The sequence below is a fragment of the Nonomuraea sp. NPDC059023 genome (assembly GCF_042740095.1).
Classification (GTDB): domain Bacteria; phylum Actinomycetota; class Actinomycetes; order Streptosporangiales; family Streptosporangiaceae; genus Nonomuraea.
Window position 1 is genome coordinate 80,179 of record NZ_JBHYIO010000033.1, and the last position, 22,486, is coordinate 102,664.

A 22,486-nucleotide genomic window follows, 5' to 3' on the forward strand; every position below is an offset into this window, starting at 1 on the left:
CGCAGAAGACTTCCGTGGCGCCAGAGCCATCCCGATCTGAGTCCTCCGTAGGCTCGGGCGGAACCGGTGGCCGGCTCCGGACACAAGAGGAATGTGACCAGTAACAACGATCCCGAGTTGTGGGCGTTGGCGCTCGCCGGTGATGAGCGTGCCTTCGGCGACCTCTTCGACCGGCACAGCCGTGCTGTCTACAACTACTGCTTCCGGCGGACGGCCGACTGGTCGGTGGCCGAGGAGCTGACCTCGGTGGTCTTCCTGGAGACCTGGCGGCGGCGCACGCAGGTCCGCATGGAGGGCGGCTCGTTGCTGGCCTGGCTTTACGGCGTGGCGACCAACTGCCTGCGCAACCACCGGCGCGCGCTGCGACGGCATCGCGACGCCCTCGCCCGCCTGCCCCAGCCCGTCCCGGCCCACGAGGTCGCCGACGTCGTGGCGGCCCGCGTGGACGACCAGCGGCGCATGCGCGACATCCTTGGCCATATCCAGACGCTTCCGCGCCGCGACCAGGAGTTGCTCGCGCTCTGCGTCTGGGAGGAACTCTCCTACGCCGAAGCCGCCGCCGCGCTGAACATCCCGATCGGCACCGTCCGCTCCCGCCTCAGCCGCCTGCGCGCGAAACTCCTGGAACCTCCACCACCGATCGGACACAACGCCTTCAGGGAGGAACTGTCATGAACATCCCGGTACGACGGGACCTGCCTGGCCACGAGACCAGGAAGCGGCATCTGATGTCCGAACTGTCCACCCTTCACCGCACGCCGCCCCGCCGCAGGCTCTTCTTCAGCGCCCTCGTCGCCTCGGCCCTGGCCGCGGGCGCGGCCGCCGTAATGATCATTCCCGGCCTCCGCGACGAGCCCGGCCGCCGCCACGAACTCGTGCCCGGCACGTCCGTGGCGCTCGCCGGGGCCCCCGCGGTGCTCGTCAAAGCGTCCCGGTACGCCGCGAGCGAGCCCGAACTGAAGCCGGCCCGAGGCCAGTTCATGTACTTCGAGGCGAAGAGCGCCCAGAGCGGGATTCTCGACAAGCGCGGCCAGGGACAGCCCGCCGAAGCCTCTCACCGGCACGTCTGGCTCCCGGCGTTCGGCGGCCAGGCCGGGCTGGTACGCGAGCAGGGCGGCCCGGGCGACGGCACGTGGCTGTGCCACAAGAACGACGTCACGCCGACGAAGAAGGAAACGATCGAGGAGAAGATCGACCTCGCCGAACCGCCGACAGGCTGCCAGGACGCCCCCGCCTACCGCACCGACCTGCCCACCGACGCCGAAGCCATGAAGGACTGGCTCTACCGCAACAGCCGCGGCGGCAACCCGCCGGACGTTCAGGCCTTCGTCACCGTGGGCGACACGATCCGCGAGGCCTACCTCGGCCCCAAGGCCCTGGCCGCGATGTTCAAGGCCGCCGCCGAGATCCCCGGCACCAAGGTGTACGACAACGTGACGGACTCCGCCGGACGTCCCGGAATCGCCGTCGGCCAGACGTTCCACGGCATCCGCCACGACCTCATCTTCGACCCGAACACCTTCAAGTACCTCGGCGAACGACAGGTCGTCGACTACGACACCTCCTTCCGTCCCGCCGGCGGCAAATCCCCCGACGAGACCCCTTGGCAGCCTTCCGCGCAGATGAGGAAGAACATGCCCGAGGGCAAGGTCCTCTACATGTCCGCCGTCCTCAGGATCGCGGTCGTGAGCGAGGTCGGCCGGCTCCCCTAACTTGATCACCGGTCATAGCGAGCGCGCGGCGAACGCGCCGTTGAGCAGCCGGACCGCGCGGCCGTCGGCGCCCATGACGAAGGCCACGTCCCACATGTGGTGTGCGGTGAAGGCATCGTCGGCGGGCAGGAAGCGGTGCTCGCCGAGGGGAAGCAGGTCCGTCGAGGCGAGCGACCCGTCCGGACCGTGGATCACCGCGTGCAGGCGGCCGTCCTTCGCGGTCACCTCGTAGAGGAGATCGTGGGCGCCGTACCGGCCGGTGTAGGGGTCCGGCGCGATGCTCAGCGCCGGGTCGGGTTCGGGCAGCGCGGGCTTGACGACGCCGGTCTCGGCCCGCACGATCTCACGGATCACCGCGTCGGCGAACTGGTAGCCGCGCTCGGCCACGTTCACGATCGTGGCCACCACCAGGTCGTGCTCCGGGATCCAGTTGAGCGTGGAGGAACCGCTCGGGGTGGTGCCGCTGTGGCCGTAGACGCGTACGCCGTCCCAGATCTTCAGGTACGGCCCGGCGCACCAGTGGTCGGCGAAGCAGCGCGCGGGGACCTCGGCGTGCGGTGTGTGCATCTCCTTGAGGGCGGCCGCGGAAAGCACGCCGCCGCGCAGGAACAGGCGGCCGAAGGCGATCAGGTCGAGGGCGCTGGCGCAGAGCGTGGAGCCGGACGGGCCGAGCCCCCGGGAGAAGAAGAACGGCTTGACGACCTCGCGCTCACGCGTGTGGCCGAGCGCGACCCGGTGGTAGAGCAGTTCGTCGGCGAGGCCGGCGGTGTGGGCGAGACCGGCGGGCTCCAGCAGGAGGTCGCGCAGGGCGTCGTCCCAGCAGCGTCCGGTGATCCTCTCCACGAGCAGCCCGGAGACGACGGTCGAGGCATTGGAGTATCCGAAACCGGCGCCGGGCTCGAAGATGGGCGGAATGCCGGCGAGGAGGCGTACGTACGCGGCCACGCAGTCGTCGCCGCGTCCCGTATCCGCGTAGGGGCCGTTGTCGAGGCCACTGGTCATCGACATGAGGTGGCGCGCGGTGATCGTGCCGAGGTCGTACTCGGGCAGGTGTCCGGAGACGGGCACGTCGATGTCCAGCCTGCCGTCGTCGGCGAGCCGCATGAGCATCGCGGCCGTGTACAGCTTGGTCGTGGAGCCGATCTGGAAGAGCGTGCCGTCGTCCACCGGGGTGCCGTGGCGGGCGTCGGCCAGCCCGACCGCGTACGAGCGGACGGTTTCGCCCTTGACGACGGCGGCCTGGGCGCCGACGACGCCCAGCGACTCGGCGGTGGCCCGGATGAAGTTCTCCATGGGTGCTCCTAGCCCGCGAGCAGTTCGGGGTCGAACGGGATGGGGGCGAGCCGGTACCCGGCGGGCGGCTCGGCGTTCAGCAGGTGACGCACGAAGTAGTCCCAGCGGCGGCGAGTCACGTACTCCTCGAACCCGACGAACAGGTGCTCGGCGCCGGGCACGATCAGCAACTCGAAGTCCTTGTTCGCGGCGATCAGCCGCTCGACCAGCCGCATGGTCAGGTGTGGCGTGACGTTGTCGTCCAGCTCGCCGTGGACGAGCAGGAGCTTGCCCTGGAGCCGGTCGGCCAGTTCGGTGTTGGCCGAGCGCGCGTAGGTCCCGGCATCGACCGGGCCCTCGTAGGACTCGCCCCACATCGAGTGGTAGAGGCGCTGATCGTGGTTGCCGCACTCGGCGACGCCGACCTTGAAGAAGTCCGGGTGGGCGAGCAGGGCGCGCACGGTCGCGTAGCCGCCACCCGAGCGGCCGAAGATTCCGACGCGGTCCAGGTCCAGCCACGGGCGGGTCTCGGCGAGCTGCCGCAGGGCCGCGATGTGGTCGTCGAGGTGACCGCCCGTCTCCAGCGCGCCGTAGGAGGCGTCGTGGAAGGCCTTGTCCCGCCCCGGGGTGCCGCGCCCATCGAGAGCGAGTACGGCGAAGCCGAGCGCGGCCACCGCCTCGGCGTCATAACCGTAGAAGCCGGGATCGAAGGAGGGCGGCACCCGGCTGGTCTGCGGCCCGGGATAGGGATGATCGACGACCGGGTAGCGCCGGGCCGGATCGAAGCCGTGCGGCTTGTGGAGCACCCCGTAGAGGTCGGTCACGCCGTCGGCGGCCTTGACGCGCACGCGCTCCGGCGGCTGCCAGCCGGTGGCGAGCAGGCCGGAGATGTCGGCGTGCCCCAGGTCCACCAGGACACGGCCGTCCCATCCGCGTACCGTGATCACCGGCGGCACGTCCACGGCGGAGGCGGAGTCGACGAAGCAGGAGCCGTCGTCGGCGGCGCTCACCTCGTGGTCGAGGTCGTCGCCGGTGATCCTGGCGAAGCCCGTGCCGTCGAGCGCGACCCGGCAGACCTGGCGACGGTAGGGATCCTCGGGCACCAGGCCGGCGGCGGTGAAGTACACGCCGGTGGAGTCGGCGTGGAGGATCTCCTGGACGTTCCATTCGCCGCGGGTGAGGCGGACGGTCCGGTCACCGTACAGGTAGAGGTGGCCGAAGCCGTCGCGCTGGGAGTACCAGACCACGCCTTCGGGGAGCACTTTCACGATCGGCTTGTGGCTGATCCACTGCGACGGCTCGACCCGGGTGGGACCGCTCTCCTCGACCAGGGTACGCACCTCGCCGGTCGCCGGATCCAGGCTGTTCAGCCGCAGGGTGCGGTAGTCGCGCGTCTGCTGCAGGTAGTAGGCGGCCGAGCCGTCGTCGGCCCACCAGATCCGCCTGAGCGCGATGGGCGACAGGTGGGCCACGAGGAGCGGTTCGGCCTTGGCGGCCACCGCCGTACCGGATGCGACGTCGAAGACGATCAGCTCGGCGCGCGGCAGCACCTCGTCGCCGGGCAGCGCGTAGCGGTAGGTGTGCGGGACGGGCCGCCCGCCGTCGGCGGGCGCGCTCTCCACCAGGTGCATGAGCCCGACGCCGCGCTCGTCGAGGCGGTGCGTCAGCAGTCGCTTGCTGTCCGGCGACCACACGACGAGCGGCGGATAGTACGGCAGGCCGAGGCGGCGCAGGAGCGTCCGGTGAGAGCTGGAGTCCGTGCCGGCGCCGTAGGGCCGCTCGGCGGTGCCGTCGGTGGTCAGCGGGGACTCGGCGCCGGTCGTGAGCTCGCGCAGCCACAGGTCGTGGCCCTTGCGGAAGACGGCGTGGCGGCCGTCGGGCGAGACGACGTCCGTGGGGCCGGGCGCCGCGCTCCTGGTCATGGTGTAGGTGTCGAGCGAGCAGCGCCGGCGTGCCCCGTCGGTGTCGAAGACGACGGCGCCGTCCTCCAGCGTGATGGTGCCGAAGGGCAGCGCGTCCGGGTCCGCGCCCAGGGCCTTGGCCAGCCGTTCATGGTCGAATGCCGGCTCCTTCGTGCCCGTCGCGGGGTCCACGCGCAGGAACCGGCCGTCGGCGCGGTACCAGAAGGTCCCGTCCCGCCAGACGGGCCGGATCTTGCCGCCGCGTACCAAAATGGGCCTGTTGTGTCCGAGCAACTGCTCGGCGGCACGGTAACGTTGTTCCATACGCGAACAGTACATGTACAGTACGCGATAAGACAGATGGGAGATCGAGCATGCCCCGTGCCCCGCGAGGGACGCTCAGCCATCAGGTGATCCTGGAGCACGCGACACAGCTCATGGACGCCGAAGGGCTCAGCGCGGTCACCGTCCGCCGGCTCGCCAAGGACCTGGGCGTGCAACCCATGGCGCTGTACACCTACTTCAAGAGCAAGGAGGAGATCCTCGCCGCGCTCTACGACAGCCTGCTGGCGACCATCGAGGTGCCCGAGTCGCCTGACGCCGGGCTCGACGGGGTACGGCAGGTCATGCGGGATTTCTTCCGGCTGCTGACCGAACATCCGGCGATCATGAAGGCCGGTTCCGGCGGCCAGGGCGACATGCGTCTCGCCGAGGTGCTCTACGCCCTGCTGCTGAACAGCGGGATCGAGCGGCGAACCGCCGTGGGGATCGCCTCCAGCCTGGTCCGGTTCACCATCGGCAGTGCCTCGATCTACCAGGAACGGGCCGGATGGAACGCCGACCACTGGTCGAAGGTACGCAACTCGCTACGGGAACTGCCCGCGGAGCGGTATCCGGTGATGCGCTCGTTCGGTGATGACCTGCCGGAGTTCACGCAGGAGGAAGTCTTCGAGTTCGGCATGGACCGCATCCTTCGGACAGACCCGAACAAGCCTTAGAACGGTGCCGCAGCAGCCTGGTTCGGGGTGCGCTGGGGCAGGGCGCCGGTGATCGCCAGAGCCAGCGCCGCGATCAGGGCGAACGTGGCGAACGCGGGACCGTTGCCGCCAACGGCAACGAGTAGCGGGGCCAGCTGGGCTCCGGCTGCTCCGCTCGCGGTTCTGGCGATCGTGTTGACCCCGGTCGCCATCCCCGTTTGACGTGCTTCGACGGCGTCCACCACGAGCATGCCGAACGCCGAGAACGCCAGTCCGTACCCGGCGCCGAGCAAGAGGCCGGCAACACAGATCTGCCACAGCTCATCGTGCGCGAACGCCAGCGCCACACCTGAGGCGATGCCCAGCGCGGCGCCAGCCCGGACGGAGAGCCGCCCGCCGAGCCGCGGCGAGAGCGGGGTGGTCACCAGCATCGCCGCGACCATGGGCAACAACGCGACCACGATCCGGTCTTCGGGAACGAGATGCGGGATCAACGTGACGACGCCGAACATGGCCGTGCCGATCGCGACGGTGGCCAGGTTGGTCACCACCATCGCGCGGCTGCGGAGCAGGCGGAGATCGACCATCGGTTGCCGCACGCGGGCGCCGGCGGCGGGCTCGTCGGCCGGCAGGAGCAGTACCAGCAGGAGCGCCACGATCCCCAGGGCGAACAGCGGCCAGAACAGCCATTCCGCGCCGAACGCGGTCAGCAGGGGGGCGGCGGCGAGCATGCCGGCCGCTCCGCCGATGCCGAACATCGCCGACAGCAGCGCGACGGCGTGCGGCAGCCGGTCGGCGGAGACCGCGTGGCGCACGAGCCCGAACGCGAGCGGGAACAGACCGCCGGAGACCCCGGCGAGCGCCCGCCCGGCGAGCAGCAGCGGGAAGGAGCCGGACAGCGCGCACAGGAGCTGGCCCGCGACGAAGAAGCCCAGGCAGACCAGCGCGATCCGGCGATAGCCGTACCGGTCGCCGAGCCGCCCGGCGACCGGAATGGCGACCGCGCCGGCGAGCATGAAGACGGTCAGCGCCCATGGCGCCGCTGTGGCGGACACTCCGAACTCGCGTGCGAACGCGGGCAACGCCGCGACGACGATCGTCTGCGCGGTACTCGCCGCGAACGCGGCCACCAGCACCGCGAGGACGGTGATCCTGCCATCGCCCTTCACGACCTTGCCGCGAAGGAGAAGGACCAGCGTGAAGAGCCCGGCCAGCAGCCACATCACGCCTCCTCGGCCAGCATGCGGCGGGCCCAGTCCCTCGCCTCGGCCAGGTCACGGGTCGCGAGCGTTGGACAGCCCCACAGTTTGTCGGCCGACCGCAACGCCTTGTCCGGAGGGTCGCCGGCAAGGACGAAGGCCAGGCCGCGGCACCATTGGCGCAGGCCTGGCCGTACCCGCATGAGCATGCGCACTCGCGCCGGCGCTTCCTTGCCGCGCGGGGCGGGCTCGGAGGCGGCCAGAACCACGACGGCCGTAAAGGGAGTCTCTCGTCGCGTGGCCGACCACAGCGCCGCGGTGACCGAGGCCGGATCCTCCGCACGCACCTCGATTAGCGGCCATTGGTCCCAGTTCTCCATGCGACACCTCCATTTAGGTTAGCCTTACTTAAACACTTGCGGACAGCGTCCGCAAGTATGCTGGGCGACGTGACGGACCGTCGGCCGTGGGGCAGCCTGGAGAGGGCGCAGATCGTCGATGCCGCGCTCGCGCTCGTGCGCAGGGAAGGTGTGGATGCGCTCACCATCCGCCGTCTCGCCGCCGAGGTGGGTGCGGCCCGGATGGCGCTCTATCGGCACGTGGCGGACAAGGACGCGATTCTGGACCTGGTCGCCGACGAGGTCGCCCGCCAGGTGATCCCGGACGAGGCGTCGCGGGGCCCGTGGGAGGAGCGGCTGCGCCACCTCGCGCACAGCATGCGCGCCGTGCTGCGTGAGCATCCCGGCATCGCCGAGCGCGCGATGAGCCGCGTGAACGCCGGACCGGGCGGGTTGCGGATCGCCGATACGATCGCGGACATCCTCGCGACGGCCGGCCTCGACGACCAGGCCGCCGCCCGCTACTACCTCATCTTCGTGGACCTCGTGCTCGGGAGGGTGCAGCGCGAGGTGCACGGCGATCCGACCGCCCCGGAGCGCAACGCCGAGTTGTTCGTGGCCGCGGAAGCGGGCGAGGGGATGAAGCAGCTGAAGGCCCTGCTGCCGAGCTTGCGGGCCGTGACGCCTGATCAGATCTTCGGCGCGGAGCTGGACATGGTGATCGGGGCGATCCGGGAGACCGCCCAACCGCGGTGACACCGCAGGCGGGTCCTTGCCTCACGGGAGGCGTGGCGGACTTCTGCCCCCGGGGATGTCTCGCCTGGGGGCAGAATCGCTCGATCAATCGATCAGAGGGGGAACGTGTCGGTCCTCCATCCCTCGCCCGTCGTCACGGTGTGCGAGGTGTTGCGCGAAGCGCCCATGCCGCGTACGGTCGCCACCACGAACACCGGCCAGACCCGCGATCACCGTGCTGGATGCCTCGTCGAGCAGGTGCGCGTCGTCGACACCGAGCACCGCCGCCTGGCGGACCCGCCGGCCGATCGCTCGCATCAGCTGCACCGACCCGGCGGCGCCCGGAACGTGGTCAGGTACGAGGTGCGCCAGCGCCCCGAACGGGATCTGCGCGGCCGCGGAACTCGCCGCGACCCACTCGCTGCGCCCGCCCGATCGGTGCAGTGCCTCGCCTTCAGTTCCGGCTCGCGCCCGACGAACGGCCATCGACGAGCTTTGTCAGGAGTAGTCACACCTACTCCGTTCGAGCCGCGAGCAGCTCCCGCCCGGCCAGGTTAGGTGATCGTCAGTGCCCAAGAGGAGGTTCCGGGCGGCCTGAGCCGGCCACCGGCCTCGGTGAGGTGATCGCCCTGGCTGGTTAGTTGGCCGGGCTGTGCGCGGCCACCTGATTAATCCGCCTGATCTATTGCCCCGGCGGGCGCCCGGCATACGTTCGCCCAGAACCACTCCGGGACGGGAAAAGGCGGGATTTCATGCGTACTTCTTTCAGCGCCATCGCGCTGGATCTCGACGGCACCCTGGTCGACTCCTATGCGGATGCCGAGGCCTGCTGGGGAACGTGGGCCGCATCCAAGGGAATAGCCGCCGCGTTCGACCTGGCCCAGCATTACGGGCGGCGCAGAACTGACATCGTGCGTTCCCTTCTTCCGCATCTCGGCGAGCCGGAGATCGCGGCGGAGGCCGAGGCCGTGCGGCTGGCCGAGCGTGACCGTACGGGCAGCACCGTCGCGCTGCCCGGCGTGGCGGCGTTGCTCGAAGCCCTGCCGGACGACAGGTGGGCCATCGTCACCTCCAACGACACCGAGGTGGCCATGGCGCGGCTGCGCGGCGCGGGGCTTCCCGTTCCTCGGGTGCTGGTCAGCGCCGATGACGTACGGCACGCCAAACCGCATCCGGAGGGCTTCCTCCTGGCCGCCGGTCTGCTCGGCGTCGATCCGGCCGACGCGCTGGCCGTGGACGACTCGCCCAGCGGGATACGGGCGGCACGGGCGGCCGGGATGACCACGATCGCCGTCATGTTCCGGCACGACGGCGCCGCCCTCGCCGAGGCGGACCGGATCGCCGAACACCTCGGCCGGATCGAACTCGAGATCAACGACCATTCGCTCGTTCTTCGTACCCCGGGAGCAGACCGTGGCACTCCGTATGGCGCCCAGCATTCTCGCGGCTGACATGTCCCGCCTGGCCGAGGCGGCCAACCGGGTGGCCGGTGCGGCGGACATGATCCACGTCGATGTGATGGACAGCCACTTCGTCCCGAATCTGACCGTGGGGCTGCCGGTGGTGGAATCGCTGGTCCGCAGCGCCGAACTCCCCCTCGACATCCATCTCGGCGTCGCCGACCCGGACCACTGGGCCATCCGGTACGCCGAGGCGGGGGCCGCGAGCGTCACCATTCACGCCGAAGCCGTCAAAGCGCCGGTACGCACGCTGCGGGCGATTCGCGGCGCGGGCGCGCAGGCCGGGCTCGCGCTGAATCCGGCCACGCCGCTGGAGCCGTACGAGGCCCTGCTCCGGGAGGTGGACATGCTCCTGGTGATGACGGTGGAACCCGGTTTCGGCAACCAGGAGTTCCTCGGCTACCTGCTCGCCAAGGTCAGCCGCGCCCGGCGGGTCATCGACGAGCAGGGGCTGCCGTTGTGGCTCCAGGTCGACGGCGGCGTCAACCTGCGCACGATCGAGTCGTGCGCGGCGGCCGGCGCGGACGCCTTCGTGGCCGGGTCGGCCGTCTACGGGGCCGAGGATCCCGGCGCGGCCGTCGCGGCGCTGCGCCGTACCGCCGAAGAGGCCCGGGGCCTGGCCGCCGCGAACTTCGCACAACCCACGAGCCGCAAAGGGGACCACAATGGGACGGGTTGACGGCAAGGTCGTCCTCATCACGGGCGCCGCGCGCGGGCAGGGCAGGTCGCACGCGCTACGGCTGGCCGAGGAGGGCGCGGCCATCATCGCCACCGACATCTGTCACGAGGTCGGGAGTACGCACTACGCGCTGGCCCGCGCGGACGATCTCGACGAGACCAGGAGCCTCGTCGAGGCCCGCGGCGCGAAGATCATCACCGCGGTCGCCGACGTGCGGAACGTCGATCAGCTGGACGCGGCGGTGCGGGCCGGGCGCGAGGCGTTCGGCGACATCGACGTCGTGTGCGCGAACGCCGGCATCGGCTCGCTGGGCCGCGGCTGGGAGCTGTCCGCCAAGCAGTGGCAGGACATGATCGACGTCAACCTCACCGGGGTCTGGAACACCCTGCGCAGCGTGATCCCCCACATGATCGAGGCCGGGCGGGGCGGGTCGCTCATCCTGACGAACTCGGTGGCCGGGCTGCTCGGGCGCCCGAACATGGCGCATTACGCCGCCTCGAAGCACGGGCTGGTCGGGCTGATGCGCTCCCTGGCCAACGAGCTGGCCCCGTACCGCATCAGGGTCAACAGCGTGCATCCCGGCAACGTCGACACCGACATGGTGCGCAATCCCGTGGGGCTGCGGCTGCTGGTGCCCGGCGTGGACCGGCCCACGGCCGAGCAGATCGCCGAGTCGGCCGCCAGGCTCAACGCTATCCCGGTGCCCTGGGTCGAGTCGATCGACGTGAGCAACGCCGTGCTGTGGCTGGCCTCCGACGAGACGCGTTACGTGACCGGGGCGACCGTCCCGGTCGACGCCGGCGCCTTCATCAAGGCGTAGGCGATGGCGGGCAACGATCGGCTGCGGGCGTTGAGCGAGCACGGCGTCTCGATCTGGCTCGACGACCTCAGCCGCGAGCGCATCGTGACCGGCACTCTCGCCGCGGCGGTGCGCGACAGGCACGTGGTAGGCGTCACCACGAATCCGACGATCTTCCGCAATGCCGTCGTCCGGGGGACCTCCGCCTACGCCGCCCAGCTCCGCGAGCTGGCCCGGCAGGGCGCCGGCGCGGCGGCGGCCGTGGAGCGGCTGACCACGACCGACGTCCGGGACGCGGCGGACGTGCTGCGCCCGGTGTACGAGCGCACGGACGGCCGCGACGGCCGCGTCTCCATCGAGGTCGACCCGGGCCTGGCGCACGACACGGCGGGCACGGTCAAGCAGGCGCGGCGGCTGTGGGAGGCGATCGATCGCCCCAACGTCCTCATCAAGGTCCCGGCGACCCCGGCCGGGCTGCCGGCGATCACCGACCTGGTGGCGCACGGGATCAGCGTCAACGTGACACTGATCTTCGCGCTGCCCCGGTACGCCGCCGTGCACGCGGCCTACATGGAGGGCGTCGAGCAGGCGATCGAGCTGGGCGCCGACCCCGCGCGGGTGCGGTCGGTGGCCTCGTTCTTCGTCTCCCGCCTCGACACCTACGCCGACCGGCGGCTGGACGCCATCGGCACCGGCGAGGCGCGGCGCCTGCGCGGGCTGGCGGGCCTGGCCAACGCCCACCTCGCCCACCGGCGGCACCTGCGGGACCTCGAGTCCGGCCGCTGGCGGGCGCTCGCCGCGGCGGGCGCGCACCGGCAACGCCTGCTGTGGACCTCGACCAGCGTCAAGGACCCGGCCTACCCGGACACCTACTACACCGCGGGGCTGGCGATCCCCGGAACCGTCAACACCCTGCCCGAACCGGCCATCGACGCCTTCGCCGACCACGGGACGGTGGGCGGCGCCGTACCGGATGGAGCCGAGGTGTTCGGCGCGCTGGCCGCCCTCGGCATCGGCTACGACGAGATGGTGCGCAGGCTCGAAGCCGACGGCATCGCGCAGTTCCTGACCTCATGGCGAGACCTGCTCGGCGCCGTCGAGCGGTACCTGAGCGAGGAGAAGTAGATGATCTTCGAGTACGCCTACCTGTACATCACGCCCGGCCGGGAGGAGGAGTTCGAGAGGGCCTTCCGGCAGGCGAGCCCGCTTCTCCTGGCCGCCGAGGGCTGCACCTCCGCCGACCTGCATCGCGACGCCGAGGCGAGCGGCCGCTACCTGGTCCGCGTCGGCTGGGAGAGCCTCTCCCACCACCTCGACCTCTTCCCGGACAGCGAGAACGCGGCGGAACTGGCGAAGGCCATCGAGCCCTACTTCGCGAAGCCGCCGGAGCTACGTCACTTCGAAGCGTGAGAAGGGAAGCGCCATGTCCATGTCAGCCTCGGCCGTGGCCGGCAGCGCGGTGGGCAGCCTGGTCATCTCGGCGGACGAGTTCTGCCAGAGCCAGGCGCCCGACTATTGGGACTGGTCGCGCGAGGTCCACCAGCGCATGGCCGCCACGCTGCTGGACTTCGACATCCGCGAGGTCGCGCGGCTGAGCCGGCTTCTCCTCGCCGAACCCGCCAGTCCCGTCCACTACCGCGACCTGCGCGCCCGGCTGAACGACGCGATCGCCAGAACCGAGAGCGAGCGGTGCGCGCGGCTCGCCGAACTCGCCTGGGCGACCGAGTGCAGGTCCCGGCTCCGTCTGCACGTCGGCGACGACACCCCGGCGCCCGCGCACGGCTCCCCCACCGCGACGGAGATCCTGTCGGGCCTCCCCCGGCGCCCGGGGAACGCCGGCGGGCGCCGCGTCAGGGCCGCCATCGTGATCCCGTTCCGCGACGCCACACCCGGCGGCGCACGTTCGCGGAACCTGGCGGCCACCATCGCGGCGCTCCTGGACCAGAGCGCCGCACGGCACGACTACCGCATCGTCGTGGTCGAAGCCGACGACGCCCCGAAACAGCGGCACACGCTGGAGCCCGTGGTCGACGGCTACGTCTTCGCGCGGCATTCCGGCCGGTTCAACAAGGCGTGGGCGGTCAACGTGGGCGTCGCCCACGGCGCGCGGCCCGCCGAGACCATCTGCGTACTCGACGCCGACATGCTCGTCGACCGCGACTTCGTCAGCCGGGCGTTGAAACGTTTTTCGGAGCCGGGTACCCAGGCGCACCTGCCGTTCAGGGACATTCTCTTCCTCGATCGTGAGTCCAGCGCGCGAGCGATCGAGCGACGCTGCTTTCACGGGGACGCCCACGTCGACGAGCGCGCCGCGCGGGGCGTCTATCTCCGGCGTCCGCCCGGCTGCTGCGTCTGGGTGCGCGATTCGCTGTTCTCCCGCGTCAGCGGCTTCGACGAACGATTTTCCGGCTGGGGCGGCGAGGACCTGGACTTCGTGCGCCGGGTGGAGCACCACGGCCCGCTCGACCGGTTCGCCGATCCGACCTTCCATCTCGACCACCCGCGCGCCACAGCCAGAAACGACGACGGAACCTCGTTCTACGCCTCGGTGGAATGGTGCACATGGCCGCTCGACTCGCCCTTCGGCGACCTCGGCAAGTTCGCCGCGTGAGCCCGGCGGCCGCCGTCTCGGCCGTCTTCTTCACGCACGCGCTCCTCGTCGCGGCCTGCGTATCACGCATCTCGTCGCTGAAGCACGGTCTCGGGCTGTCCGACGCGCAGCTCGGCCTCGCCCTGCTCGCGGGGCCGCTCTGTTCGGTCGCGGCCATGTTCGCCGCGGGTCAGCTGGTCAAGCGGATCGGCGGCGGGCGGGCGCTGCGCCGGACGGTCCCGCTCATGTGCGCGGCCGCGCCGCTGCCGGGCCTGGCCGACTCCCTCTGGAGCCTGGCGCTGTTCCTGGGGATCTGGGGAGGCGTCGAAGGGATCGTCGGCGTGGCGATGAACGCGCACGCCGTCGACGTCGAATCCGCCACGGCGAGACCGATCATGTCGAGGCTCCACGGCTTCTGGAGTCTCGGCGCGCTCGCCGGCGGCGCGGCCGGCACCGTCGCGGGCTACACCGGGCAGCCCGTCGCCTTGCAGGGTGCGGAGCTCGGCCTGGTGGCCTTCGCCGCTTTCGTCGTGCTCGCACCCCGTCCGGTCCCCACGAAGGCCAGGCCCGTGGGAACCGGCGGGAGGCCGGGAGGGATGGTTCTCGTCCTGCTCGGCGTGGTCGCCTTCTCCTCCAACCTGGCCGAGGGGAGCGCCCAGACCTGGAGTTCGGTCTTCTTCACCGACGCGGCCGGGGCGCCGCGGGAGCTGGCCGGGCTGGGCCTGTCGGTGTACGCGGTCAGCATGTTCGCCAGCAGGTTGTTCATCGACCGGGTGCTCGGCAGGTTCGGGACCGTGCGTACCGTGCGCGTGCTCATGGTCCTCGCCGGGCTCGGCTTCCTCCCGGCGCTCCTGGTCCCCCATCCCGTGACCGCGATCGCCGGCCTGATGGCCGTGGGGCTCGGGTTCTCGCCCGTCATCCCGGCGGCGCTCCGGGCGAGCTCCAAGATCCCGGGAATCGCGCCCGGACCCGCCCTGGCCACGGTCTCCGGCCTCACGTGGGGCGCCATGATGTGCGGGCCGCCGCTGGTCGGCGGGCTGGCCGCGGTGTCCGGCGTCGGTGTCGCGCTGGGTCTCGTGGTCGCGTTCGCGGTCGTGGTCATCGGTTGTTTCGCGTACGCGCTGCGCCTCGGCGCGGTCGAGGCGCTGGACGGCCCACAGGGCGGTTGACTGCCGGTCATCCGCGATGCCCGGGACGGCGAATAGTCCCGGGAGGCGCTCATGCGGGGATGGCCGTTCGTCGGGCGGGACGAGGAACTTGAAACGATCCGGTCGTGCTTCGACCGGGAGGAGGCGATCGGCGTCGTCATCTCGGGCGAGGCCGGTATCGGCAAGACCCGGCTGGCCCGGGAGGTCCTCGGCAGCCTGGAGTCGCGGGGCTGTCACACCGAATGGGTGGCGGCGACCGGAGCGCTGGCGTCGATCCCGTTCGGCGCGGTGGCCAATCTGCTGCCGAACGGCTGGCTGCCCGGTGAGCAGGGGGTGTCGGTCCTGGCGGCGACGGCCACGCGCCTGCGCCGGTGCGGCGAGACCCGGCGGGTGATCATCGGCGTGGACGACGCCCACCTGCTCGACGCCGGATCGGCGGCGCTGATCGGCTATCTCGCCGCGCACCGGCTGGCGTTCGTGCTGACGACGTGCCGTTCCGGTGAGGGCAACGAGACGATCACCACCTTGTGGAAGGACGGCATGGCGCCCTGGCTCGAACTGCCCGCCATGCCGCCGTCCGCCGTGGACCACCTGGTCGACCACACCCTCTCCGCCGACGTGGACGGCGTGACCCGGGTCAGGCTGCACACCATGGCCGCGGGCAATCCCCTGGCACTGCGCGAGCTGCTGTCGACCGCCATCGCCGACCGGGCCCTGCGCCCGCGGCACGGGGTGTGGCACTTCACCGGCGACTACCACCCCACCGGAGCCATGCGCCGCCTGCTCGCCGACCGGCTGCGTCCCATGCCGCCCCGGATCCGCCTGGTGCTGGAACTGCTGGCGTGCGGTGAACCGCTCCCCCTGCCCCTGCTGGCCCAGCTCGCGGAGCCCGCCGCCATCGACGAGGCGCAGACGCACGGGCTGACCGTCTTCGAGCGCGAGGGCAATCGCACGCAGGTACGGCTCACGCACCCGATCTACGGCGAGGTGGTGCGCGCCGGCCTGCCCGCCGGCCGGGCCCGCCAGCTGTGGTGGCGCCTGGCGCACGCCCTGCTGGAGTCCCCTCTGCGCCGGGGCGACGACCTGCTGCGGGCCGCGCTCTGGCAGGTCGAGGGCGGAGCGGTGGTGCGCGCCGACGTCGTGCGGCGCGGGGCCCGCCAGGCCATCGACCGCGCCGACCTCGCCCTGGCCGAACGGCTCGCGCGGGCGGCCCGGGACGCCGAGCCCTCCGTGGAGGCCGACGCCCTGCTCGCCGAGGTACTGGAATACCGGGGCCGCAGCGCCGAGGCGGCGGCGGTCCTGCCGGAGGAGCCGCCGTCCGGCGACGACGAGCTGCTCCGGTGGGCATTGGTCCGGGCCGAGACCACGTACTGGGGTGACGGCGACGCCGTGGCCGCCGAGCGGGTGCTCGACCATCTCACCGACCGGCCGGGCGAGGATCTGGCGCTGGGGATCCGCTCGTGGATCCTGCTGCATGACGGGCGCTGCGGGGCCGTACTGGAGATCGCGGAGCGGCTTCTCGCCACGGAGACGGCGAGCGCGCAGGCGGTCATCTGGGCGACCGCGGCCGCCACGGCGGCCGCGGGCTTTCTCGGGCGCGCCCCCGTGGTCGCCGGTTACCACGAACGTGGCCTGGCCGTGGGTACGGCCCGCCGCGCCGAGCTGCCGTGGGGCGTGGTCGAACTCGAGATCGCCCGCTGCCTGGCGTCCCTGGCGATGGGCGAGGCGCACCAGGCGTGGAAGGTCGCCGACGACGGGTACCGCCAGGTGTTGTCCGGCGGCAGCCCGCTGATGTCGGTCGGCTACATCGGCTTCCGCGGGCTGGTGGAATGCGGCCAGGGCAGGCCGGTCAGCGCCGGCCGGTCGCTGCGCGAGGCGATCACCTGCCTGGAGGGCAAGGACACGCTGCGGCTCACCCGCACGTTCATGGCGGGGCTGGCCACCGCGTGCGCCGTGGGCGGTGAGGCGGCCGACGCGCGTACCTGGATGGAACGCGCCGACCTGGCCGCCAACGCCGCCAACCGGGTGTACGCCCCCTGGATGACGCTGGGCAACGCCTGGACCCTGGCCGCCGAGGACCGCCTGACCGACGCCGCGATCGTCGCGCGCTACGCCGCCGACCAGGCCCTCGGCCTGGGACTTCCCACCGTCGAGGCGCTCGCGCGCTACGACGTGGTACGGCTCGGCGGCGACGGCCAGTGCCGCCGGCTGGAAGAGCTGGACGCGGCGCTGCGCACCCCGATGAGCCACGCCCTGGCGACCGCGGCCCGCGGACTGCGGAAGGAGGACGGCGAAGCGCTCTCGGCGGCGGTCGACGCCTTCGACCGGCTGGGCCAGCACCTGCTCGCCGCCGAGGTCGCGACGTGCACGGCCAGGATTCACCGGGAGTCCGGCCTGGCCAGCAAGGCGGCGCTGGCGCGCGAGCGGGCCGCGGGCCTGCGCGCGCGCTGCGAGGGCGCCATCACGCCGTTGCTCAACCACGAGCAGATCCTGCGGGTGCTCAGCCGCCGCGAACGCGAGGTGGCCCTGCTGGCCGTGCGCCTCAGCAGCCGGGCCATCGCGGCGCAGCTCGGCCTGTCGGTGGCGACCGTCAACAACACCTTGGCCCGCGCCTACACCAAGCTCGGCATCTCCGGCCGGGCCCAGCTCGCCACCCTGCTGGCCGAGGAGCCGGGATGACGGCGTCAGACGCCCTTCAGAACCCGTTCGAGTGCCGCCCGGCCTTTGGGCCCCCAGTGCGGCTTGCCGCCGGGAAGGCCCCGATCTCCGTTCTGGCCCATGAGCATCAGGAAGAGGCTCTTCATGGCGGCCAGCCCGCGGGCGCGCCGGATGGCCGCCTCGTCCGCCCGCGCGTACGCGTCGAAGAACCGTGCGGCCGCGCCCGGGGGTAGCAGCACCCATGCGGCGGCGAGGTCCCACGCCGGGTCGCCGACGAACAGGTCACCGAAGTCGACGATGCCCGAGAGCGTTCCGTCCGAGACGACGACGTTCGCGGGATGGAGGTCGCCGTGCACCCACACCGGCGGGCCCTCCCACGCGCCGGCCGCGACGGCGTCGTCCCAGACCTCCCGGACGCCGGCGGGGATGTCGCCGGGGTCGACGGCCTGGAGGAAGTGCTCGAAACCGCCCGTGCAGTCCCGGGGATGGGCACCGCGGTCCGTAACGATCGACACCTCGGCGGGCGCCTCCACGTGAAGCGCCCGGAGAAAGGTCGCCAGCGTGTCGGCCGCGTGGTCGCCGCGGCTGATCGAGCCGTGGTCCAGCGGCTCGCCGGGAACCCACGTCATCACGGTCCAGTGCTTGGGGAAGCGCTCGGACGGTTCGCCGAACCGCACCGGGGTCGGCACCGGGAGCGGCAGGCGCGGGGCCAGCACGGGCAGCCACCGCCGCTCCTTGAGCTGGAGCTCCGGGGTGGGGTCCATGCGCTGCATGCGCACGGCCAGCTCGTCCCCGAGGCGCCACATCTGGTTGCCCCAGCCGCCCGCCACCTCGCGGACGGCCAGCCCCGCGAGGTCCGGATGTTGCTCCTGCAGCAGGTCGCGGACCAGGTCTGCGGTGATTTCAAGCTCGGTGTCGGTCATGCGACGTCACAGTACCGAGACGGCGGGCGACGGTGAGCACGATCGGCGCCGTCAGCCAGACCAGGTACGCGCCGGTGCTATTGGTCAGGAACGAGACGGGAACGGACACCGCGAACACCGCGGCCAGGCAGACGCTGCGCACCATGCTCTCGGCGAACGCCCGGGGCGGGACGTCCGTCCGGTAGAGGTGTGCGCGCCGGATCTCCCGGATGATCAGTGCGAACGACGCGGACGCCAGGACCTGGACGATCGCGTACAGGCTGAACCGGGGCGCGAAGGCGCCGTCGGCGGTGAGCACCCGGGTCGCGAACGGCATCAGGACCTGCATGAACAGCCACGCCAGGGTGAGGCTGGTCAGGCGGCCGCCCAGCGAGCGGACATATCCGAATATCTCGTGATGGGCGCGCCAGTGGGCGGATATCACCACGAAGCTGAGCGCGAAGGCCAGGTACTCGTGGCCGTGGGCCGACACCGAACTCAGCATCGCCTCGGTGGTGTCCCCGGTGGGGACGGGGAGATCCAGCGCCAGCAGGGTGAGCGCGATCGCGATCACCGCGTCGACGAACATGGTGAGCCGCTCGGCGCCGATCTCGTTGTTCGCCATGGTGAGGACAGCTCCCGGGGCTCGACATAAGCCTTACCTGGTTAATATTAACAAGGTAACACTTGGGTAGGGTGATGGGGTGGATGACGGACTCGCAGATCTGCTGCACCGCGTGGTCATGCTGCTGGGCGAGGCGGCCCGGCGGCGCACCGATGGCCGGGACGGGATGACGTACAGCCAGATACGGCTTCTGGGCACGTTGGAGGACATCGAGCCGGTGACGCAGCATCGGCTCGCGCAGGCGCTGTCGGTGTCCGACCCGGCCATCAGCCGGGCGCTGCGACCGCTCGAAGCGGATGGCCTGGTGCGGATCACCATCGACCCCGAACACGCGCGGCGGCGGCTGGTCCGCCTCACCGATGCCGGCCGGGAAGCCTTCCACACGGCAGGGAAGCCGCTCTACGACGAGCTACGCGCCGGGCTCGTCGCAGCCGGCTTCCCCTACGAGCGCTATCTCGAGGACACTCTCCGGCTGGCCGAGATCCTCGCATCCGACCCGGATCGGCCTAATCGCCGCAGAACACCTGGTTGACGAGCCTGTGCTGGGCCTTCCGGACCACTGCGGCGATGGACATGCCGGCGTCGTCCACCCAGTTCAGTACGGCGGTCAGGGTCTTGCCGCCGTCGGGCGTGCTGTACATCAGCGTCATGGAGGCGACGTTGCCGCCGTTGTGGGTGATGAGGGTGGCGCCGCAGTCGGCTTTCGTGACGAACACGCCCAGCCCGTAGTCCATGTTCGGCAGGCCCGTGGGGTGCGGGGCGCACATCTCGGCCAGCAGCGAGGCCGGCAGAAGCTTGCCGCCCATCAGCGCGGAGATGAACGTGGCCAGGTCCTGGCCGGTGGAGATCATGTCACCGCCGGTGCAGATCCAGGAGGGGTTGTAGCGGGTGATGTCGATCGTCTGCTGCCCGCCGTCCTCCTCGTAGCGGTAGTAGATGCGGCTGTGCGGCTCCGGGATCTCCGGAGAGGCGTCCGGCACCACCGTGCCCGACAGCCCGAGCGGCCCCACGATCCGCCGCTGCATCTCCTCGGCCAGCGAGCGGCCGGTGACCTTCTCGATCAGCAGCCGGGCCAGCACGTAGTTGGTGTTGGAATAGCTCCAGCCCGTCCCCGGCTCGAACCGGGCCGGCCTGGACAGCGCCAGCCGTACCAACTCCTCGGGACGGTAGGTGTGGAACCGGATGTCCACCCACTCCTTGCCCGTGGTGTTGTAAGGCACGGGGATCCCGTGCACGATCGACCCGTCGTCGTAGACCTCGCCGGTGAAGTTGAACAGCCCGCTGGTGTGCTGGAGCAGCATCCGCACCGTGATCCGCCGGTCCAGCCCGAACTCGGGCAGGTAGCCGGCCGCCGGGGCGTCCAGCTCTACGTTGCCCTCGGCCACCAGCTGCAGCACCAGGGTGGCGGTGAAGGTCTTGGTGTTGCTGCCGATCCGGGCGTGCCCGTTGACCGGCGGTTTCGCGGTCCCGCCCAGCTCGGCCACCCCGGCGCTGCCGGCCCAGTCGCCGCGCTCGTCGTGCACGCGCAGCGACACCCCGACGAATCCGGATTCGACGATCTCCTCGATCGTCTTCTGCAGCTCCGGGCGATCCTGCCCGTCCTGTACGGCCTCGCGGTCCGCACCGGCGGCGTCGAGGGCTCCGGTGACCTTGCGGACCATCTCGGCGGTGGCGGGGTTCGGCCGGTCCTGGCGGATCTGGGCGGTCTCGACGGCGACGAGGACGGTGCTGCGGAAGTTGGCGGCCTCGGCCGGATCCTGCCGCTTCAGGAGGTTCATGGCCGCGGTCAGGGCCGGCAGCACGCGGTCGGCGATCGCGGCCACGGACCTGCCGGTCAGGTCCTTGGCCTCCGGGTGGTCGGCGAGCACATGCCCGATCAGGCCGGTGGCCGAGCCCAGCGCGATGCTGCCGGCGGTGGCGATCTTGTGCGGTTCGCCGGCGGCTCCGGCGGCGGCCATCAGCGTCACGGCGCCGTACGCGGCGATCCTCAGGGTGCTCTTGTCCTGGTCGGTAAGGATGATCGTCATGGTGGTCTGCCCTTCGAGGTTGTTGGGTCCTGGTCGGCGCCGTGCTGCCGAGCCTTCACCCTGACCCAAGGTCAACCTCAACTGTGACCTAGCTCACACCTCACTACAGCCCGCTGCACTAAGATCCCGCAGATGATCGGGAAGAGGCTGTCCGCGCTCGGAGCGACCTTGATCGTCCTCACTGCCGCGCCGGGGGATCAGAGCGCCTTCCCCAAGCCGGATCCACTCTCGTACGTGGTCAAGCTGAAAGGTATCGCCCCCGCCTGCGACAACACCCGGCCGGAAGCGACGGGTTTCGCCTACGGGCCTGAACGAGTGATGACCACCGCGCACTTCGTGGCGGGCACCACCGGCTCGATCGCGGTGAGCGCACCGGACGGGAAGCCCTACGAGGGCAGGGTCGTCCTCTTCGACCCAGGCCGTGACGTCGCCGTGCTGCGGGTGCCGGGCCTGCGCGCGCGAGAGCTGGTCTTCGGCCCCATCGAACCCGGCGAGAGCGCCACGTTCGCCGGCTATCCACGCGGCGGGGACCTCGCCAAGACATCGGGCAGCGTCGGGCGCGGCTTCACCGCGCATGGCCCGGACATCTACCACGAACGCCAGATCCGCCGCGAAGTCCTCATCGTTCAGGCACCCGTCAAGCCAGGGGGCGCGGGCAGCCCCCTGCTCAGATCCGACGGAACACTTTCCGGCATGGTCTTCGCCAGTGACCTTCGTGAGCCCCGCGGGTATGTGCTGACAGCCAAGGAAATCACCCGCCCGGCGATGGACGGCAAGACCGCGACCGCCGCCGCGTCCACGCAGAAATGCCTCTGACGACGGGATGTCGATGCGTCGTTCCAGCCCTGGGTTTCGGGCCGGATCACTCGCGGATAGGGTTTCCGGCATGTCCGGACGCTGGCCATTGCTCGTCGCCCTCAGTTTCTGCGCCTTACTCGTGTCCGTCTACGCGACGATGGCGATCGCGATCATGCCGATCGTCATCACTGACCTCGCGGCGCCTCCCGCGATCATGCAGGTGGGGACCTACGGCTATCTGGTCGCGTTCCTGGCCGTGCTGGTTCCGGCGCCCCGTCGCCAGGCGGTGCTGCTGACCGTGTCGATCGCCCTGGGGCTGGTCGTCTTCGGCCTGGCAACCGTGCTGTGCGCGTTCACCCCCATGCCCAGCTTGCTGATCGGCGGCCATGTCCTGCAGGCACTGGCCGGAGCGGTCGTCCTGTGGGCCGGGACCGGCCTCCTCAGGGCCGCGTTCCCCGGGCCCGAACTGTGGAAGGCGATCCCGGTTCCCGCCGCCGCCGTCCTGGTGGGCCTCGGTGCGGGAGTGCTCTTCGGGATGATCGTCGCCCAGCTCATGTCGTGGCGCGCGAGTTTCCTGCTGGGCCTTCCCCTGGTCGCGGTGGCCCTGGTGGCGGTGCTGATTCTCGCGGTCAGGCTGGCTTCGGCCGTACCGGATCGACGGTAGTA

23 protein-coding genes are annotated in these 22,486 nt (G+C 71.1%); 15 read left to right on the top strand and 8 right to left on the bottom strand.

The genetic code is table 11. The features are described 5' to 3' along the window. The first annotated feature begins 93 nt into the window (after nucleotides 1–93). On the top strand, nucleotides 94–675 hold the full coding sequence (locus ACFWYW_RS41975) for an RNA polymerase sigma factor (protein WP_379610143.1): 582 nt from the start codon (nucleotides 94–96) through the stop codon (nucleotides 673–675). After that, nucleotides 672–1,712 carry a CU044_5270 family protein gene (locus ACFWYW_RS41980; RefSeq protein WP_379610144.1) on the top strand — a complete coding sequence of 347 codons (1,041 nt, stop codon included), beginning with the start codon at nucleotides 672–674 and terminating at the stop codon, nucleotides 1,710–1,712. The genes ACFWYW_RS41975 and ACFWYW_RS41980 overlap by 4 nt, the downstream gene beginning before the upstream one ends. 12 nt (nucleotides 1,713–1,724) lie before the next feature. On the opposite strand, the gene ACFWYW_RS41985 is transcribed toward ACFWYW_RS41980, so the two are convergent. After that, nucleotides 1,725–3,005: a serine hydrolase gene (locus ACFWYW_RS41985; protein WP_379610146.1), complete on the bottom strand. Its 1,281-nt coding sequence runs from the start codon at nucleotides 3,003–3,005 to the stop codon at nucleotides 1,725–1,727. 8 nt (nucleotides 3,006–3,013) lie between these two features. Beyond that, on the bottom strand, nucleotides 3,014–5,209 hold the full coding sequence (locus ACFWYW_RS41990; RefSeq protein WP_379610147.1) for a DPP IV N-terminal domain-containing protein: 2,196 nt from the start codon (nucleotides 5,207–5,209) through the stop codon (nucleotides 3,014–3,016). 50 nt (nucleotides 5,210–5,259) lie between these two features. Between ACFWYW_RS41990 and ACFWYW_RS41995 the strand changes: the two genes are divergently transcribed. Beyond that, nucleotides 5,260–5,883: a TetR/AcrR family transcriptional regulator gene (locus ACFWYW_RS41995; protein ID WP_379610148.1), complete on the top strand. Its 624-nt coding sequence runs from the start codon at nucleotides 5,260–5,262 to the stop codon at nucleotides 5,881–5,883. On the opposite strand, the gene ACFWYW_RS42000 is transcribed toward ACFWYW_RS41995, so the two are convergent. Together ACFWYW_RS42000 and ACFWYW_RS42005 are read right to left on the bottom strand one after the other, a co-directional pair. After that, a complete protein-coding gene (locus tag ACFWYW_RS42000) occupies nucleotides 5,880–7,085 on the bottom strand; it encodes an MFS transporter (protein WP_379610457.1) in 1,206 nt (401 codons plus the stop codon). The genes ACFWYW_RS41995 and ACFWYW_RS42000 overlap by 4 nt on opposite strands. Then, nucleotides 7,085–7,441, bottom strand: a complete 357-nt coding sequence (locus ACFWYW_RS42005) for a hypothetical protein (protein WP_379610149.1) — start codon at nucleotides 7,439–7,441, stop codon at nucleotides 7,085–7,087. Before ACFWYW_RS42005 ends, ACFWYW_RS42000 begins: the two co-directional genes overlap by 1 nt. Nucleotides 7,442–7,510: 69 nt before the next feature. Here ACFWYW_RS42005 and ACFWYW_RS42010 point away from each other — a divergent pair, with 69 nt between their 5' ends. Next, nucleotides 7,511–8,155 carry a TetR/AcrR family transcriptional regulator C-terminal domain-containing protein gene (locus ACFWYW_RS42010; protein WP_379610150.1) on the top strand — a complete coding sequence of 215 codons (645 nt, stop codon included), beginning with the start codon at nucleotides 7,511–7,513 and terminating at the stop codon, nucleotides 8,153–8,155. 84 nt (nucleotides 8,156–8,239) lie between these two features. Here the strand turns inward: ACFWYW_RS42010 and ACFWYW_RS42015 are convergent, their stop codons facing one another. Next, the gene (locus tag ACFWYW_RS42015) at nucleotides 8,240–8,620 is read right to left on the bottom strand and encodes a hypothetical protein (protein ID WP_379610151.1); all 381 of its coding nucleotides are present in this window, start codon (nucleotides 8,618–8,620) and stop codon (nucleotides 8,240–8,242) included. 266 nt (nucleotides 8,621–8,886) lie between these two features. Here ACFWYW_RS42015 and ACFWYW_RS42020 point away from each other — a divergent pair, with 266 nt between their 5' ends. Genes ACFWYW_RS42020 through ACFWYW_RS42055 form a run of 8 tightly spaced genes read left to right on the top strand, consistent with a single transcriptional unit; the run spans nucleotide 8,887 to nucleotide 17,489 of the window. Further along, a complete protein-coding gene (locus ACFWYW_RS42020) occupies nucleotides 8,887–9,585 on the top strand; it encodes an HAD-IA family hydrolase (RefSeq protein ID WP_379610152.1) in 699 nt (232 codons plus the stop codon). Continuing rightward, entirely contained in the window at nucleotides 9,548–10,273 is a 726-nt protein-coding gene (rpe, locus tag ACFWYW_RS42025) for a ribulose-phosphate 3-epimerase (RefSeq protein ID WP_379610153.1), read from the top strand. The genes ACFWYW_RS42020 and rpe overlap by 38 nt, the downstream gene beginning before the upstream one ends. Continuing rightward, nucleotides 10,260–11,093, top strand: a complete 834-nt coding sequence (locus tag ACFWYW_RS42030; RefSeq protein WP_379610154.1) for a mycofactocin-coupled SDR family oxidoreductase — start codon at nucleotides 10,260–10,262, stop codon at nucleotides 11,091–11,093. Before rpe ends, ACFWYW_RS42030 begins: the two co-directional genes overlap by 14 nt. 3 nt (nucleotides 11,094–11,096) lie before the next feature. Continuing rightward, entirely contained in the window at nucleotides 11,097–12,197 is a 1,101-nt protein-coding gene (gene tal, locus ACFWYW_RS42035; protein WP_379610155.1) for a transaldolase, read from the top strand. Continuing rightward, on the top strand, nucleotides 12,198–12,482 hold the full coding sequence (locus tag ACFWYW_RS42040; protein WP_379610156.1) for an antibiotic biosynthesis monooxygenase family protein: 285 nt from the start codon (nucleotides 12,198–12,200) through the stop codon (nucleotides 12,480–12,482). It abuts the gene before it with no gap. Between the two features lie 13 nt (nucleotides 12,483–12,495). Further along, on the top strand, nucleotides 12,496–13,683 hold the full coding sequence (locus ACFWYW_RS42045; RefSeq protein WP_379610157.1) for a glycosyltransferase: 1,188 nt from the start codon (nucleotides 12,496–12,498) through the stop codon (nucleotides 13,681–13,683). Next, nucleotides 13,680–14,831 carry an MFS transporter gene (locus ACFWYW_RS42050; protein WP_379610158.1) on the top strand — a complete coding sequence of 384 codons (1,152 nt, stop codon included), beginning with the start codon at nucleotides 13,680–13,682 and terminating at the stop codon, nucleotides 14,829–14,831. Before ACFWYW_RS42045 ends, ACFWYW_RS42050 begins: the two co-directional genes overlap by 4 nt. 51 nt (nucleotides 14,832–14,882) lie before the next feature. Continuing rightward, entirely contained in the window at nucleotides 14,883–17,489 is a 2,607-nt protein-coding gene (locus ACFWYW_RS42055; protein WP_379610159.1) for an AAA family ATPase, read from the top strand. Between the two features lie 5 nt (nucleotides 17,490–17,494). Here the strand turns inward: ACFWYW_RS42055 and ACFWYW_RS42060 are convergent, their stop codons facing one another. After that, nucleotides 17,495–18,391, bottom strand: coding sequence for an aminoglycoside phosphotransferase family protein (locus tag ACFWYW_RS42060; protein ID WP_379610160.1), 897 nt, complete (start codon nucleotides 18,389–18,391; stop codon nucleotides 17,495–17,497). After that, nucleotides 18,372–18,995 carry a TMEM175 family protein gene (locus ACFWYW_RS42065; protein WP_379610162.1) on the bottom strand — a complete coding sequence of 208 codons (624 nt, stop codon included), beginning with the start codon at nucleotides 18,993–18,995 and terminating at the stop codon, nucleotides 18,372–18,374. Before ACFWYW_RS42065 ends, ACFWYW_RS42060 begins: the two co-directional genes overlap by 20 nt. Nucleotides 18,996–19,074: 79 nt before the next feature. Here ACFWYW_RS42065 and ACFWYW_RS42070 point away from each other — a divergent pair, with 79 nt between their 5' ends. Beyond that, the gene (locus tag ACFWYW_RS42070; RefSeq protein ID WP_379610163.1) at nucleotides 19,075–19,527 is read left to right on the top strand and encodes a MarR family winged helix-turn-helix transcriptional regulator; all 453 of its coding nucleotides are present in this window, start codon (nucleotides 19,075–19,077) and stop codon (nucleotides 19,525–19,527) included. Here the strand turns inward: ACFWYW_RS42070 and ACFWYW_RS42075 are convergent. Next, nucleotides 19,502–21,022, bottom strand: a complete 1,521-nt coding sequence (locus tag ACFWYW_RS42075; RefSeq protein ID WP_379610164.1) for a serine hydrolase domain-containing protein — start codon at nucleotides 21,020–21,022, stop codon at nucleotides 19,502–19,504. The two genes, ACFWYW_RS42070 and ACFWYW_RS42075, sit on opposite strands and share 26 nt — an antisense overlap. A 132-nt stretch (nucleotides 21,023–21,154) precedes the next feature. On the opposite strand from ACFWYW_RS42075, the gene ACFWYW_RS42080 reads away from it, so the two are divergent. After that, a complete protein-coding gene (locus tag ACFWYW_RS42080; protein ID WP_379641255.1) occupies nucleotides 21,155–21,838 on the top strand; it encodes a trypsin-like peptidase domain-containing protein in 684 nt (227 codons plus the stop codon). A 70-nt stretch (nucleotides 21,839–21,908) separates the two neighbouring features. Continuing rightward, nucleotides 21,909–22,484, top strand: coding sequence for a hypothetical protein (locus ACFWYW_RS42085; protein ID WP_379610166.1), 576 nt, complete (start codon nucleotides 21,909–21,911; stop codon nucleotides 22,482–22,484). Nucleotides 22,485–22,486: the final 2 nt, after the last annotated feature.